General features: G+C 58.8%; 13 protein-coding genes. 3 read left to right on the top strand and 10 right to left on the bottom strand.

Annotated elements, in window-relative coordinates:
* Nucleotides 1-208: 208 nt before the first annotated feature.
* The 5 genes from C2L64_RS33745 to C2L64_RS33725 all read right to left on the bottom strand — a co-directional run bounded on the left by C2L64_RS33745 (nt 209) and on the right by C2L64_RS33725 (nt 3,825).
* Nucleotides 209-526 (bottom strand): hypothetical protein, encoded by a 318-nt coding sequence (locus tag C2L64_RS33745; protein WP_007584242.1) that lies wholly within the window; start codon nt 524-526, stop codon nt 209-211.
* A 221-nt stretch (nt 527-747) separates the two neighbouring features.
* Nucleotides 748-1,761 (bottom strand): Gfo/Idh/MocA family protein, encoded by a 1,014-nt coding sequence (locus C2L64_RS33740; RefSeq protein WP_007584241.1) that lies wholly within the window; start codon nt 1,759-1,761, stop codon nt 748-750.
* A 108-nt stretch (nt 1,762-1,869) separates the two neighbouring features.
* Complete coding sequence (locus C2L64_RS33735) at nt 1,870-2,358, bottom strand: NUDIX domain-containing protein (RefSeq protein WP_007584240.1); 489 nt, start codon at nt 2,356-2,358, stop codon at nt 1,870-1,872.
* A gap of 100 nt (nt 2,359-2,458) precedes the next feature.
* Complete coding sequence (locus C2L64_RS33730) at nt 2,459-3,067, bottom strand: hypothetical protein (protein ID WP_007584239.1); 609 nt, start codon at nt 3,065-3,067, stop codon at nt 2,459-2,461.
* A gap of 113 nt (nt 3,068-3,180) precedes the next feature.
* Nucleotides 3,181-3,825, bottom strand: a complete 645-nt coding sequence (locus C2L64_RS33725) for a hypothetical protein (protein ID WP_007584238.1) — start codon at nt 3,823-3,825, stop codon at nt 3,181-3,183.
* A gap of 446 nt (nt 3,826-4,271) precedes the next feature.
* On the opposite strand from C2L64_RS33725, the gene C2L64_RS33720 reads away from it, so the two are divergent.
* Complete coding sequence (locus tag C2L64_RS33720) at nt 4,272-5,117, top strand: DUF3667 domain-containing protein (RefSeq protein ID WP_007584237.1); 846 nt, start codon at nt 4,272-4,274, stop codon at nt 5,115-5,117.
* 231 nt (nt 5,118-5,348) lie between these two features.
* Here the strand turns inward: C2L64_RS33720 and betA are convergent, their stop codons facing one another.
* The 3 genes from betA to C2L64_RS33705 all read right to left on the bottom strand — a co-directional run bounded on the left by betA (nt 5,349) and on the right by C2L64_RS33705 (nt 10,237).
* Nucleotides 5,349-7,040: a choline dehydrogenase gene (betA, locus tag C2L64_RS33715; RefSeq protein WP_007584236.1), complete on the bottom strand. Its 1,692-nt coding sequence runs from the start codon at nt 7,038-7,040 to the stop codon at nt 5,349-5,351.
* A 43-nt stretch (nt 7,041-7,083) separates the two neighbouring features.
* The gene (locus C2L64_RS33710) at nt 7,084-8,610 is read right to left on the bottom strand and encodes a purine-cytosine permease family protein (RefSeq protein WP_039900802.1); all 1,527 of its coding nucleotides are present in this window, start codon (nt 8,608-8,610) and stop codon (nt 7,084-7,086) included.
* A gap of 118 nt (nt 8,611-8,728) precedes the next feature.
* Nucleotides 8,729-10,237, bottom strand: coding sequence for an aldehyde dehydrogenase family protein (locus tag C2L64_RS33705; RefSeq protein WP_007584234.1), 1,509 nt, complete (start codon nt 10,235-10,237; stop codon nt 8,729-8,731).
* Nucleotides 10,238-10,483: 246 nt separating this feature from the next.
* Here C2L64_RS33705 and C2L64_RS33700 point away from each other — a divergent pair, with 246 nt between their 5' ends.
* The gene (locus tag C2L64_RS33700) at nt 10,484-11,410 is read left to right on the top strand and encodes a LysR family transcriptional regulator (protein ID WP_039900801.1); all 927 of its coding nucleotides are present in this window, start codon (nt 10,484-10,486) and stop codon (nt 11,408-11,410) included.
* A gap of 24 nt (nt 11,411-11,434) precedes the next feature.
* On the opposite strand, the gene C2L64_RS33695 is transcribed toward C2L64_RS33700, so the two are convergent.
* The gene (locus C2L64_RS33695) at nt 11,435-12,574 is read right to left on the bottom strand and encodes a branched-chain amino acid ABC transporter substrate-binding protein (protein ID WP_007584232.1); all 1,140 of its coding nucleotides are present in this window, start codon (nt 12,572-12,574) and stop codon (nt 11,435-11,437) included.
* Between the two features lie 227 nt (nt 12,575-12,801).
* On the opposite strand from C2L64_RS33695, the gene C2L64_RS33690 reads away from it, so the two are divergent.
* Nucleotides 12,802-13,725: a LysR family transcriptional regulator gene (locus C2L64_RS33690; protein ID WP_007584231.1), complete on the top strand. Its 924-nt coding sequence runs from the start codon at nt 12,802-12,804 to the stop codon at nt 13,723-13,725.
* 11 nt (nt 13,726-13,736) lie between these two features.
* Here C2L64_RS33690 and speB read toward each other — a convergent pair whose 3' ends face one another.
* A complete protein-coding gene (gene speB, locus C2L64_RS33685; RefSeq protein WP_085954617.1) occupies nt 13,737-14,714 on the bottom strand; it encodes an agmatinase in 978 nt (325 codons plus the stop codon).
* Nucleotides 14,715-14,972: the final 258 nt, after the last annotated feature.

Here is a 14,972-nt window from a genome sequence, read left to right as displayed (position 1 = left end):
CTCGAGATCGACACGTCGAATTGTGTGCCCGGCTTCGAGAAAACGGGATAGAAGTGTCGTGACGCGCGACACCATGGAACCGTGTAGGTCGGTCGTAGTAACCGGCGCCTGCCAGTCGCGAAACTATGACGGCCGTCGCAGTTTCTCTTGCGCCCTACACGATTCAAGCGCTTATTCGCTTGCGCTCACTTGCGCCGGGATGTGATCCTTAATTGCTGGCTGGCGACTTTGTGGTCGGAGTCGCAAGCGTATTGTTGGTCTTGGGAGCGGGCGTCGAGCTATTGTTCGGACCCTGCTGCATACCCGAGTTCGGCGACCCGGCGCTCATGCCGCTGTCCGAGTTGGTCGCGCCAGGCGTGCCGTAGCCGCTCGTTGAGTCGTTCATCTGGTTCGTTGCCGGGCTGGACGTGCTGCCATGGCTCGACGAGCCGCCACCGGCCGTGCCACCAGCTGTCTGTGCATAAGCGCCGCCGGACAGCGCGAGCGCCGCGACGGCCGCGATTAATGCGCTGGTTGCCTTGTTCATGATCCGTTCCTCCTTGATTGAACTGGAATATCGACGCAGACGATCGCCGCCTGCTCGACCATGAATTGAGCAATCACTGTGCCGCCCTCTTATCTGCACTACGATACGCGTCGCAGATCCATGCCTGATACGATTGGCATCTACCGATCCAAACGGTCAATCGAAGTAATGGGGTGCGACGCCCAGACACTGGCCACGGTACAGGCCACTAGCCATGCACCTCAACCCTCCACAATTCTCTCCCACGCACCCGATCGCGCCGAGCGAAACACGGCATCGATCACTCGCATATTTGCGCGCGCATCTTCTAGCGGAATAGCCTGCGGGGTTCCACTCAATATCGCCTCCGCGAACGTGGCGGCTGCGACGCCATATTGATCGCACGCCGGAAGTTCCAGCCAGCGATCAGTCCCGACACCGGCGCTTGTGTTTTCACTCACTAACAGACGCGTCGGTCGATCGTTTGGTGCATTGAATGGAATCTCGACCTCGATCCGCCCCTTGGTCCCGTGAAATTGCATCCGCTGATACGGGTGGGTCTGAGTCGAGTAAAAGAAACTCGCCTGCACACCGTCGAAGTCCATCAGCACAGAGCCAAGCCGGTCTACGTCGAATACTGGATCCTGCTCTATCAGTGCAACCACGCGCTTTGGCTCAGACCCGGTAACGAAGCGTGACGTTGTGATGGGGTAGCAACCGATATCGAGCAGACCGCCGCCGCCCATTCCGCTCTGATTGCGGATATTGTCGGGGTTCGTGTTGTTATAGGTGAAGCCGCCCGTCACCGCCCGCAATTCGCCAATCGCACCTTCGTCGATCAAGGTCCGCACCTTCAACCATTGCGGATGCGTGCGAACCATGAAGGCTTCCTGTATGCATCGACCGCTCCTGTCGCGCGCAGCGATGAGTTGTTCAACCTGTTGCGCGTCCAGCCCGATCGGCTTCTCACACAGGACGTGCTTGCCCGCCTCGACGGATTTGATCGTCCATTCCACGTGGATGTGATTGGGCAACGGGATATATACCGCGTCGATTTCCGGGTCCGCCAGGAGCGCCTCGTAGCTGTCGTATGCGACACTCAAACCATATCTGGTTGCAGCTTCACGAGCCTTCTCCGGAGATCGCGACGCGATGCCCTTCACCCGACACTTCGGCGCGTTGTGCATGGGCAGGACAACCTTGTCGTTGATCTTCGCGGCGCCCAGGATCCCCCAGACAACTTCATTCTTTGCCATGACATTCCCTTTTCCGATTGAGTCTCTGAAGAGAGCAGGTGGAACAAGCGTGAGTCGGCAAGTCCATGAGCCCGCGAAAGACCAGAAGCGTCCGGTCACGCCAGTGTACTAACAGCCGAGATTTCCACCTAGATACGCAACGACCGCCCCTGTCAGCGCGATGCCGTGCAATTCCTCCGGCGATACCAGATGCGCCGCGACAATCTCCCGATTATCGAGCCGCAGTTCGGGCATGCGATCGAGGTGCAGTTCGAAGAAATGCACCCGGTCTCTTCGCCCCTCCCAATTGCCGCAGACGCTGCCCGCGGGGCGTAGTGCGTACGACGACAGACCAATCTCCTCCTCCATTTCGCGCCGCGCCGCCGCATCAGGCGTCTCACCGGGATGGAGACTACCGCCGGGGAAATTCCACTCGGGACGGTACGATGACTTCACAAGCAACAGTGCCTGCCCGACGTAGATGGCTACTAGCGCGCCCTCATGACGAGGCCGCCGAAGCTGCCACCAGACGCGAGCGAATCGATATCCGAGGCGAAGCACCATGCGCCAGACAAAGTCGATAAACATGGCCGGTCGCACTCGCTCAAGGCTCGGCATTGAGTTCTCTCCTTTCGTTTCATGGCTAGAGGATCTTCCCGGGCGCCGCGTTAGTCCGGTTTCCGTCATTCAGCGTCTATCACAGCATGTCCCGATTCGATTAACGGAAGGCGCTCCCAGAGCGGAGACGATAACGCTGAACAACCATCAGCAAGCAGATGCCGACTGACGCCATGATGTTGACAACTGGATAAAAAGCGACTGCCACCGTCCATTGTCTCAGGGCCAGTATTGCAAGAGCATATTTGACAACGCACAAAACGAAATATGCGAGGCTTTCGCCCCAAGGATCTCGAACAGTCTTGCGGACCGTTGGACCGAGGCCCGCAAGTTCGATGAGCGTCACCAGACAGACCGAGAGGGTCGGCTCTTCAGTCAGCATCCAAAGAGGTATGGCTAGCAGCGCTGCGCCGAGAAACATCCAGTCGGATCTTGTCCAACTTCTCTCACCTCGATAGATGCTCGCGAAGAAAATCAGAATACATGTTACGGCGATCGCCGCCGTGCACCACGCAGAAGGGCCCGCACCCGCAACAAATTGACCAGCAGCCGCGATGGTCGTGACGATCGACCAGATTAACCACGTGAAAAGATGGGGACGAACGGCGCGCCTGAGAATCGCGAGCCCGTAGGGAACGGCCGCTAAGAGCGATACAACCGAACCGATAACTCCAAATATCGAAGCGGCATCGTGGTCAATGTTTACCATTGCAGTGACGTCTGTTCATACACTCGGAAGCCGCCATCATCACGCCGTCCCCCTGCTTTTGCCTCCGCTCAACAGGGCGCAGCAGACGCGAGAACCATGCCCCACAAACCAGCTCAGTCCTGGACGTTGCGCTCGCAATCTTCCCAGTACCGAAGCGGGTCGTGATGCTGTGGATAGTGTGTCTTGAGCCACACCGACAGCCTGGTCCAATCTGGATGGTTGGTACCAGTCTGGGCAGACCAGATCGACGACCGCTCAAGAATTTGACCGTTCATGCGATCACGGACAAGCAAGCTGCCTAATCCGCTCGAACTGTTCGTCTGTGACTCGACCAGGTACCGCGGCAGAATCCTGAGCTCGGCATCCTCGGCCCACCCATACAAGGCGCGCACCACGCCGGACGGATCTCGCAACTCTATGGGGCCGCTTTTCGGGCGAACGGCTGTCCATCCTTCGGGAAAGTCGGTGACAACCTCGCTCTTACCTTCCCTCACCCACTTCACGCGCCACGCTTTCACCATCGACTCGCGCATGCGAGATATCGACTCGTAGCCGGCAGGCAACTCGATCGCCATCGGAAGTGAAATGAGGTTGTCTTTCCAGAGTTTGGACTCCTCGTCCACGCGCTCAACCACGTCGAACGCCCCTGCTTCGAATGGGTTCTCAGGCCGGCTCGATGTTTTCACGCTCCCGGCAGGCAGTCCTTCGAAAAGGCGCTCAGCATCATGGCGGGTAAGTTTCGTCTTTCCTTTCTTCATTGGATTTCTCTGCGGCAAGGTTGTCGCGAACGGCTAGGCATAACGACCGAAATTGGGCGCCACTGCCGCTCACGCGTCTGAACGTGCTTACGTTCCTGTTCTGCGCTATTCGCCTGTTACCAGCTTCCGCGGCGGCAATGGCACGGCTCGTGCCGCCACCCTGCCGCCAGATGCCGTTTGGATCACTCCACACAACGGCAAGAGGGCGTGCGTACAAGAGATTATAGGCCGCTCGAACCGGTGGACGCCCGATCGGGTAGGCGGCAGCTTTCGGAGCAGAAGCGTTATCACTTTGCCGCGCATTTGCGCACCGCATGCCGGCCTTCGGCGGAGCCGCTCATCGTCTCGTTCTGGAGCGCGTCACAAAACGGCGAGGAGGTCTCGAAAGGCGCAAACTGCTTCGATAACACAGCGCCATATACACAAGCGGTCCAACGGAGAAAATCATGTCTGCGACCGAACCCTGGATATGTCCGACGTGTGCCATTCGCGTCACCACGCCTTTCTGCCCGATGTGCGGCGAGAGCCCACTTCGGCCGCCCGACCTTACGCTGCGCGGGATCGGAGCAAAGGTCCTGCACGCGGCGACGAGCATCGACGGGCGCCTGCTTCGCACGTTCTGGGCGTTGCTACGTCATCCAGGCGAGCTGACGGTCGCGCATCTGAATGGAAAGCGCATGCCTTATGTCCCGCCATTCCAACTGTTTCTCATCGCAAACGCGTTCTTCTTCGCGATGCAGTCGCTGACCGACACCCAGATCTTCGGCTCGACTCTGGTTTCCCACCTTTATCATCAGGATTGGAGTCCGCTCGCTCGGTCGCTGGTGGCCGAACGCGTCGCGAAGCTACGGACGGATCTGCCCCAGTACACGTCCACTTTCGACCGTGCGGCGGTGATCAATGCCAAGTCACTCATCATTCTCATGGTGGTTCCGTTCACTCTGGTGTTGTGGATGACCTTCCTCCGTGCGCGCAAGCCATTCGTTACCTTTGTCTATTTCTCACTGCATCTCTATACGTTCTTGCTGTTGCTGTTCTCGCTCGCGTTGGCCGTCGCAGCCATCGAGATGCGTCTAGGCGGCCTCGGCCTCGCTTCACCCGTCGTCGACAACCTTCTTTCGATCATCAATCTTGGCCTCTGTGGCGGCTATGTGTTTCTTGCTTTAAAACCCGTGTTCGGCTCTCGCGGCATCACGCGGCTCGTCAAGGCGGCAGCTATGGCGTTGGCGGCTGGCCTCATCGTTCCTGGCTATCGGTTCGCAATCTTTCTGATCACGCTATACACCGCGTAAGCACGGAACGTCGACGTCGAGCCTGAGAAGCTGATCGGCTCTGTACGATCGCCCGACCTACTGAGATCGCCCCATTGCCTTCCCTCAGCATGGCAAAACGAATGACCGAAGACCGTATAGCATGCGACGGTCGCCCGCCGCGCCCTGGCTAACGCTCTTCGGTCATAGGGGTTGCATCAACTCTACCTGATCGTCGGAAAACGCCCCCGGTTCTCCGAGCCCGCATCCAAGCTACTCGACAAACAGATTTCGTGCCGGCGCATGCGTACGTTGCCGTGCCTCCCACCCCTCGGCCAGGCCCACATCTGCGTCGGACGCGGGCAACATAGGGATCCCGCGAAGCAGATCGGACGCACGCTCGGCGAGCATGATCGTCGGTGCGTTCAGATTGCCATTGGGCTCGGTCGGGAATACGGATGAATCGATGACTCGTAAGCCCTCCATGCCACGCACCCTCAACTCGGAATCGACCACAGCCATGTCATCCTCCCCCATGCGGCACGAACCACACGGATGCATCGTGCTTTCCAGGTTCGCCCTGACAAAGGCGTCGATTTGCTCATCCGTTTGCACGTGCGGGCCGGGAGCGAGTTCGGCATCGCGAAACCGGTCCATCGCCGGTTGCCCGATGATTTCTCTCGTCAACCGGACGCAGCGTCGAAAGCCTTCGCGATCCTCTTCGTGATCCAGATAGTTGAAGCGGAGTTGCGGATGCGTATAGGGATCGGCCGACATCGCCCTGACGTAGCCCCGGCTCTTCGGCTTGTTCGGTCCGGTCAATATCATGAACCCGTGTCCCTTGAACGGCTTGTCGCCGTCGTAGCGCATGGCGGCGGGCAGGAAATGGAACTGAATGTCAGGCCAGCGCAATCCCGCTTTCGAACGGATGAATCCACCGGCCTCGAAATGGTTGCTTGCCCCAAGTCCATCCTTGAACAAGAGCCACCGCAGCCCGATCATGAATTTGCTGAACGGATCCATTTTCGCGTTGAGGGTGACGGGCTCCTTGCAGGCATACTGAATATAAATTTCCGCATGATCCTGCAGATTTTCGCCCACGCCGGGCAAGTGATGCTTTACCTGGATCCCCGCCTTGCGCAGCACCTCGGTCGGCCCTATTCCGGAACGTTGCAGCAGGTGAGGCGAACCGATCGGACCCGAGGCGATCAATACTTCAGCACGGCATCGCGCAACGTGCGTCCTTCCGCCCTGATCGTATTCGACCCCAACCGCGCGCTTGCCTTCGAGAATCACGCGGCGGGTCATCGCATTCGTCACCACGGACAGATTGGGCCGCTTCATTGCCGGGCGCAAGTATGCATTAGCAGTAGACCAGCGCACACCATCTTTGACAGTCATATGCATTGCGCCGAAGCCTTCCTGCATATGACCGTTGCAGTCTTCTGTCTTGATGTATCCGGCCTCTGCGCCTGCCTCGATCCACGCGCCGTACAGCGGATTCGCCATGTTGTTGCCATTGTTCGTGGACAGTGGTCCGGCTGCGCCCCGGTAATCGTCGCCACCGAACTTGTAGCTCTCAGCGCGCCTGAAATACGGCAAACAGTTGCGATAGCCCCAGCCTCGCGCACCCAATTCCTCCCATTCGTCGAAGTCGTAAGCGTGGCCGCGAATATAAACGAGGCCGTTGATCGACGACGATCCGCCCAGCACCTTGCCGCGCGGGCAATGCAATTGACGGCCATTCAGATGAGCTTCGGGGGCGGTCTGATAGCGCCAGTTGTACTTCGAAGTGTTCATCGGCATGGAAAATGCGCTCGGCATCTGAATGATGACACTGCGATCGCTTCCGCCGTATTCCAGCACCAGAACGCGGACCGCCGGGTCCTCGGTGAGCCGGTTGGCCAATACACACCCGGCCGATCCAGCGCCAACAATGATGTAATCGAATTGCTCGGTAGCCATGATATTTGCCTGCTTCCTGAATCTTGATGGGGTCGTCTATGGTTCAGTAGCGACCTTTGTCGCCGGTGGTGTACTGCGGTGATGTCTTCTCGATGGAGGCGATAACAGACTCTTCGTGCTTCAGATCGAGTGAGCGCGACAATGCGTAGTACGCGAGGCCGGATACCAACAGACCGACCAGCCAGGCCAGATCGACGCTGCCCATCGCGCGGGCAAGCGGCCCGACATACACCTCGTTAGCGCCGTCGAGCACGCAGAAGAACGGAATCATCGAAACGAATCCGATCGCGTAAGCAGTCAGACCGCGCGAGCCCCATGTCCCGTACAGGTTGTTATGAGGCAGGAAGAAGTGTGGAATGGCGTAGCGCCCCTTGCGGACGAAAAAGTAGTCCGTCAGGTTGACAGCGGTCCAGGGCACCAGAAAATACAGCATGACTACCAGGTAGATATTCAGGACGGAAAGACCTTTCCCCGACGTATAGATGCTGAGCGCCACACCGAGCTGAAGGATCACCACGAAGATAATCGCGAGAATGCGAGTCTTGGGGGTAGGCTGGAGTTTCCGGAATGAATCGACTGCGGTGATCGCGGTCAGTTTTGCGCTATATATGTTCATCGCAATGACGGGTAGAAATGCCAGGATCGTGACGCCAACCACAACGCTGCCCATCCCCGGTGCGAGATCGTTACCCACCTGATTCAACGCGACTAGCACGTCGGTCGCCTGCAGATGGTCCGCCAGCCAGCCGCCAATCGCGATCATCCACGCCCCCGACAGCGATGCGCCAAGGAACACGGCAGCAATCAGTTTGCCGCTCGGCGTGTTCTTCGGCAGGTAGCGCGAATAGTCGGATACATACGGTGCGTAGGCGATGTTGTAGCTGGCGGCCGCTGCGAACTGTGCGATGAAAGCGATCCAGCCGAAGCCCAGCGGGGGCGGTGGCGCGGCCCCCGGCGCGACAGCGGGGAGCGGCACGTCATGCACCCAATGCATCAGCACGGCCACCGTGACGAGTCCATAAAGGGGCAGCGACAGATACAACGCCCATTTGAAACTCCGGTGCATCCAGTCGTGACCGAGAATCGCCAGAATCGAAGCCGGCAGGGTCACAGCCAGCGCCACCTTGACGGGGTCCCAGTTGAACAGTGCTTTGAGGCCTTGCATCATCAGCACGAGGTTGACGATGTTGAATCCGGCAAACACAAATAGCGTAGCCAACAGCACGACGATGACCCCGCGATAGCCGAACTGCGCTCTAGACTGGATCATCTGCGGCAGGCCAAGGTGAGGACCTTGTGATCCGTGAAAAGCCATGAACAAGGTGCCGAACATGATGCCCAGCGTGCCGGCTATGGTGGTCCACAGCGCGCTCAGTCCAATGCTGGGACCCACAAAGCCGATGGTCATGGTAAAGAAAGTGAAATTACCCAGAAACCAGAACGGTCCCTGTCTGGATAGCCTGTCCGTTCGTTCGTTATCCGGAATAAAATCTATCGAATGTCCTTCGATGGCGCCGTGCTCAACTCCCGCTACGGTGCCTTTCACTGTATCGTCTGCTGCTTGCATCATGTACCCCTGACTCGAGTGAGAGGTTGATGGAATGAGAATAGACTGGTCATGCATGCCACGCCGGGACACCCGCTCGCTGGGCTACGTTCGATTGGGACGCCGCCGGCGGATTGACGGCTCAGTGCAACGTGATCCAGACCGCCTTGCTCTCCATCAGATGATCGAGTTGTTCGGGGCCGAGGTCTTTGCCAAATCCGGATTCCTTGAATCCACCGAATGGCATCGACGGGTCGATGGTGCTGTGCGCGTTGACATAGACCGTGCCGGCGCGCAACTCCGGAATCAGTCTATGTACGTGGTTCAGGTCGTTGGAATATATTGCGGCGGCAAGACCGTATGGCGAGTCATTCGCGAGCGACAACGCGTCGCTGACATCGTCGAAGGGTGCGGTCACCAGCACGGGACCGAAGATTTCCTCGCGGACAATCTTCATGTCATTGCTGCAATGCGCAAAGATCGTCGGCTGAACGAAATAGCCTGGCCGATCCAGTAAATGGCCACCATACGCCACTTCCGCGCCTTCGCGTCGCCCAGCTTCAATATACGACTCGACACGATCCTTCTGGAGCGCGGAAACAAGCGGGCTGATGAAGCAATCCCGATCGAGGCCGGGCGCGATCTTCATCTGACGCGTGTGTTCGATCAACGCATCAACAAACTTGTCGTGAATGCCGCGCTGGATGTACACCCGTGCCCCCGCATCGCACACCTGTCCGGAATTGAAGAAGATGCCGTTCGCTACGGCTTGGGCAGCCGCCTCGATGTCAGCGTCCTCCAGCACCAGCACCGGGGATTTGCCGCCCAGTTCGAGCGTGATGCGTTTGATGCCACCCACGGCCGCGTGCCCGACCGTGCGGCCCACTTCGGTGGAACCCGTGAACGTGATCTTGTCGATACCCGGATGGGCAGCCATCGCCGCCCCAATATCGCGTCCTCGCCCCGTGATGACGTTGACGACACCGTCTGGAATCCCGGCCTCTTGCACTAACTCCGCGAAGCGAAGCGTCGACAGAGACGTCAACTCGGCCGGCTTGATGACGGTTGTGCAACCCGCGGCGAGCGCGGCCGCCACCTTCCACGCCATCGTTTGCAGAGGGAAGTTCCAGGGGACGATGACGCCGATGACACCAATCGGTTCCTTGCGCGTGTAGGCAACATAATTGCCAGGCAGGGAGGGTTCTACCGTGCGGCCATGGAGCTTTGATGCCCAGCCTGCAAAATAACGGAAGGTGTCGATCGTGGCCTGCACGTCGACGTCACGCGCATTGGCGACTGACTTGCCTACATCGATCGATTCGATCTCGGCCAACTCGGTTGCATTCGCTTCGATCAGATCGGCGAGGCGATGGAGCAATCGTTCACGCTCAAGGGGCTTGAGCTTTCGCCACGGTCCCCCGTCGAATTGTTTGCGGGCAGCTTCGATCGCGCGATCCAGATCGGCGGTCGTCGCCAGGGGAATCTGCGTGATCACGCCCCCCGTGGACGGATCGAGCACCGCGCACGACTCCCGGTCGCCTTGTGAAACCCAGGCACCGCCAATAAACATCTTCTGCGGCCTGGTGAGAAACCGTTGCGTCGCTTCGCAGATCCCAAACGTCTCCAGATAATTTTGTACGACTTTATCCATCATTGTCTCCTGTGTTACGGATTAACTGCTGCACGGCCTCTGGTGGGCCGGTTTCGTGCGCGTAGATGCGCCTGATCCGGGAGGCTCGTCGGCTCACATACCATCGGCAAACATCGATATAAACGTGGCTTGTGGCAGCGCGGCCTTTCGAGAGACTATGAGCGACACGGCCGCGCGGAAAAATCACGTGGATCAGATATTCATATCGGAAATATCGAAGCAAGCGGGATAAACGGAGCGACGACAGTGATCCAGTTGCAGGACGTGGACCTCAAGCTTTTAAGGGTCTTTATGACAGTCGTGCGATGCGGCGGCTTTTCTGCCGCCCAGGCAACCCTGAACGTCAGCCAGTCGACCATCAGCGAACAGATGACGACGCTCGAAACGCGCCTGGGGCTCAAGCTTTGTGAGAGGGGGCGCAGCGGCTTTCGTCTAACCGAACATGGCCTGGCGACTTACGAGGCCGCGCAGCGGCTGCAACTGGCGGTCGAAAATTTCTGTGTGGATACGGATGCACTGAAGAAGAACGTCTCAGGCAGGCTGTACCTCGGCATCATCGACAACACGGTGACCGACTCGGCTTCACCGCTGCCGCAGGCACTGCAGGCGTTCGTATCGAGGGGGCACGACGTGCATCTGGATGTCTACGTCGGTATGCCTGCAGAACTGGAGGAGCGCGTACTCGATGGCCGGCTGCACATCGCAGTCGGGCATTTTCCGCTGCACGTGCCAGGCCTCACCTACACCGACCTCTATGGCGAACCAGACGGTCTGTATTGCGGGAAGCATCATGTGCTCGCTGGCCTCCGGCCCGACGATGCCTCACTCAAACAGGCCATCGCGTCCAGCCGCGTGGTCGCGCGCGGCTATCTGCAGCAGCACGACCTGCGAATGCTCAGCGCCAGTAAAGCCGCAGCGACCGTGGACAACATCGAGGCGCAGGCCATCCTGATTCTATCGGGCGCGTACATCGGATTTCTGCCGATCCATTACGCTGCCCGATGGGTCGCGCGCGACGAGATGCATCATATATGCCCCGACCAGTTCGGCAGCCGATGGCCATTCTGCGCAATCACGAAGCGGGCTGCCGTGCCCCCTACCATCCTGCAGGTATTCATGATGGACCTGATGGAAAGCTACCGTCTGGCCCAGCAGGCAGCGGACGCGACGTAGGGATTGCGAAGCGTCCGCTTCGATCTATGGCTGGGAAGGTGCCAGCGGCGTTGGCTCACCGTTTCGATAGGTATAAATGGTGATTGGCGAGTCCTTCAGATCGCGGTTCTGGTCAAATCGATAGTGCCCTGAAACCCCTTGAAAATCGATGCCGGCGAGTGCAGCACGATACTGCGCCGGCTCGATGGCATTGGCCTTCTGCATGGCCCGCGCGACGATGTTCATGCCATCGTATAACGCAGCGCTGTAGGTCAATGGGTCCGTATGGAAGCGCTGCTTGTAATCCGCCTTGAACTGCCGCCCTTCCTGTGTCTGGTCGAGAACGGGACCACCTTGCGGACAATACACGCCGGCATCGACCGTGTCCCCGCCGACTTTCGCCAGTTCGGCATTGCACATGGCATCGCCGCCAAGCAGGTAACCGTTCATCGCGAGGCGTTTCATCTGTTTGCGCAGCGCGCCGGCTTGCGCGTAGTAGCCGCCGTAGAAAATCCCTTCCGCGTGAGCGCCCTTGATGTGTGTGAGGATCGAGACGAAATCGGTCGCTTTGTCCGTCGTATATTCCCGATCCACAATCTCGATGCCGTTGGCTTTGGCTGCGTCGATAAATTCGTCGGCGAGACCCTGGCCGTATGCTGTCCGGTCGTCGATCACAGCAATCCGCTTGATCTTCAACTTTTTGGCCGCGAATTCGCCCATGCGGCTGCCGAGCTGCGTGTCGCTGGCTGAGATGCGAAACACGAACGGATAGCCGTGTTGCGTGATCGACGGGTTCGATGCGACGGTCGCCATCACGATTCCCGCGACATTCACCAGGTTTGAAATCGGAATCGCGACGCCCGAATTGAAAGGCCCAAAGATGACCTTCACATTGTCGTCGACGAGGCGCTGCGCAACCGTCATACCGATACGCGGATCGGCGGCATCGTCTTGCGAGACCAGTTCGAAACGGGTCTTCCGACCGCCGATCACTAGCCCTTGGGCATTCAGACGCTCGATCGCCATCCTGACGCCGTTTTCATCGTCCTTGCCAATGGCGGCCTGCGGGCCGGTCAAGGGTCCGGTCAAGCCAATTTTCACCACCTGCTCCTCCGTCGCCGCGTGCGCCGACACCATGCTCAAAGCGACTGCCGTCAACCATGCACCTGCGTGCAATTTTTTCATCGTGCTCTCCTCACATCGTGAAGTATCAAATCGCCCTGCCTCCGGAGGTGGCGGACGCATTGCGCTTTGGCCTGGAAAACATCCCATCTGACCCCACTGTCCGTTTGCCTTCATGGAACCCACGGCAGTGCAGTTGACAGCAATTCTGCGTAGCCAAATTCCCCAATAAAATGCACCATTGATGAAACACATTTCGGTAATTTCCGAAGTAACCGAGGGACCGCACGATGCAAGTTCAGGACACAGATCTCAAGCTGTTGAGGATCTTCGAAACCATCGTCCGTTGCGGCGGCTTCGCCGCCGCGCAACCGATTCTCAACATTGGCGCATCGAGCATTAGCGAATACATGTCGCAGCTGGAGACACGCCTCGGACTACGACTGTGTGAGCGCGGACGCGCGGGTTTCCGGCTTACAGATGAAGGGGCGGAGCTGCACGCCGCCGCACAGCGTCTGCTCGGTGCGGTCGATACGTTTCAGATGGAAGCAGGCACGTTGCGCAATCAGCTTTCCGGTGTTTTGCGCTTCGGCATGATCGAAGCAACGTTGACCGACAAATACTCGCCGCTGCCGACAGCGATCCGGGAGTTCGGCCAGATGGCGCCCGACGTCCGTCTGCATGTGCAGATCGACACACCTGGCAGCATGGAGCAGCACGTGCTGGACGGGCGCCTGCATCTGGCCGTGGGGCCATTCCCCGCGCAGATTCCCGGTCTCGACTACTTGCCACTTTATAGAGAGGAGCAGGGGCTCTACTGCGCATCGACCCACTCGTTATACGAGCGGGCGGGCGGCCGTGTCCCGTTGTCGGTGCTTGGCAAACAACGCCTCGCTGCGCGTGCATACCTCGGCAGCCAGGAGCTCAAGCTGCTGCACATGGCACAGGCCGCGGCCTCGGTCGACAACGTCGAAGGCCGCGCGATGCTCATCCTGTCGGGCAACTATGTGGGCTTTCTGCCGCCTCACTATGCGCAGCCCTGGGTCGACGGTGGACTACTGGCACGCATCGATCCTGAGCACTATGTGACACATCTGGACTTTCAGATCATCACGCGCAAAGGCGCCGAATCGGCGCGAGTCGTGCAGGCTTTTTGCAACCAGCTGCGAGCGGCGGCCAGGAAAGTCAACCGGGCCGCACGCAGCAGCAAATAGCTAGCGAGAACTTAGCGGGAAAGGTGTCGTTTGACTTTGCGCTGATGCATCACGCGGCCAATTGTATTCAGCAGCAGTTGCGCCGCCAGGATCGACGTCGAGCCCGAATGATCGTAGTCAGGTGCGACTTCCACGAGGTCGATGCCAATCACGTCACCCTGCTCAGCAAGGCCAGCGAAGAGTTCGAGTCCTTCGTAATACAGCAGGCCGCCGTGGCTCGGCGTGCCCGTGCCGGGCGCGATCGACGGATCGAAGCCATCGATATCGATGGTCAGGTAATAGCGCACGCCCTTCGGGATACGGTCCAGGACACCCTGGATGCCGAGGCGTCGAAGGTCGCGCACCGAGATAATGTCCGAGCCCATCTCGCGTGCCTGGGCATAACCTTCGCGCGCAGTAGACGACACGTTGCGGATGCCGATTTGCGTCATGCCCGATACCACGCTTTTTTCCGCCGCGCGCCGCAGCGGATTACCGTGGCCATGGCGCACACCATGGCGCTCGTCGACGAAATCGAGGTGGGCGTCGATATGGACGATGTGAAACGGCTCCTGACCTTCGAACGCATTGATGCACGGAATGTTGATCGAGTGATCGCCTCCCATCACCACCGGCAATGCGCCCGCCGCCAGGATCTTGCGCACGCCGTACTCGATGTTGGCGTGACTCTTCTCCGTGTTGGTGTGCACCATGTCCGCATCGCCGATATCGACAATGCGAACTTCGTTGCTGGGCAAGTAGACGACGTCGTCTTCGAAGTCGTACGCGCCGCCGTGTCCGAATGAGAACAGCGTCGATGCATCCCGGATCGAGCGCGGACCGAACCTTGCACCCGCCCGCCACTGCGTACCGCAGTCGAAAGGAGCGCCCATCACCGCGACATCCGCATCGATTTTGTCCCAGTCAAGACACAGCGGAGACTTCGCGAACGTGCAGATTCCAACAAAGGGCAAATTGAGGCGACCGGTTTCGTAACTGTTTTCAGACATGATATTGCACTCGTCCTGTTGTTCGTTCAGATAGGTGCGGCGCACCAGGCGCCCTCGTCACCGCCGCGGCGTCGTCCGTTGTGACAGGCAGGCGGTGCATCTGGAACGGAGTCTATGCAAACAAATTCGACGGAAAAATGCCAAAAATCAGAAACGCACTTCGGGAAAATCCGAAGCATTTCTGGACACATCGAGATCGCGATAGGGTTGCTACGCACCCGAACGGGAAGTTCACTGCCGTCTATTTGAAAAGACTTG

This window comes from Paraburkholderia hospita (assembly GCF_002902965.1).
GTDB classification, from domain to species: Bacteria; Pseudomonadota; Gammaproteobacteria; order Burkholderiales; family Burkholderiaceae; genus Paraburkholderia; species Paraburkholderia hospita.
Note: the sequence above shows the minus strand (reverse complement) of the source record. Positions and strands in the feature narration are given on the sequence as shown.

What these genes read in the sequence shown, in the direction of transcription:
- C2L64_RS33745 (WP_007584242.1), bottom strand. Translation starts at nt 526, where the DNA reads ATGAACAAGGCAACCAGCGCATTAATCGCGGCCGTCGCGGCGCTCGCG.
- C2L64_RS33740 (WP_007584241.1), bottom strand. Translation starts at nt 1,761, where the DNA reads ATGGCAAAGAATGAAGTTGTCTGGGGGATCCTGGGCGCCGCGAAGATC.
- C2L64_RS33735 (WP_007584240.1), bottom strand. Translation starts at nt 2,358, where the DNA reads ATGCCGAGCCTTGAGCGAGTGCGACCGGCCATGTTTATCGACTTTGTC.
- C2L64_RS33730 (WP_007584239.1), bottom strand. Translation starts at nt 3,067, where the DNA reads ATGGTAAACATTGACCACGATGCCGCTTCGATATTTGGAGTTATCGGT.
- C2L64_RS33725 (WP_007584238.1), bottom strand. Translation starts at nt 3,825, where the DNA reads ATGAAGAAAGGAAAGACGAAACTTACCCGCCATGATGCTGAGCGCCTT.
- C2L64_RS33720 (WP_007584237.1), top strand. Translation starts at nt 4,272, where the DNA reads ATGTCTGCGACCGAACCCTGGATATGTCCGACGTGTGCCATTCGCGTC.
- betA (WP_007584236.1), bottom strand. Translation starts at nt 7,040, where the DNA reads ATGGCTACCGAGCAATTCGATTACATCATTGTTGGCGCTGGATCGGCC.
- C2L64_RS33710 (WP_039900802.1), bottom strand. Translation starts at nt 8,610, where the DNA reads ATGATGCAAGCAGCAGACGATACAGTGAAAGGCACCGTAGCGGGAGTT.
- C2L64_RS33705 (WP_007584234.1), bottom strand. Translation starts at nt 10,237, where the DNA reads ATGGATAAAGTCGTACAAAATTATCTGGAGACGTTTGGGATCTGCGAA.
- C2L64_RS33695 (WP_007584232.1), bottom strand. Translation starts at nt 12,574, where the DNA reads ATGAAAAAATTGCACGCAGGTGCATGGTTGACGGCAGTCGCTTTGAGC.
- C2L64_RS33690 (WP_007584231.1), top strand. Translation starts at nt 12,802, where the DNA reads ATGCAAGTTCAGGACACAGATCTCAAGCTGTTGAGGATCTTCGAAACC.
- speB (WP_085954617.1), bottom strand. Translation starts at nt 14,714, where the DNA reads ATGTCTGAAAACAGTTACGAAACCGGTCGCCTCAATTTGCCCTTTGTT.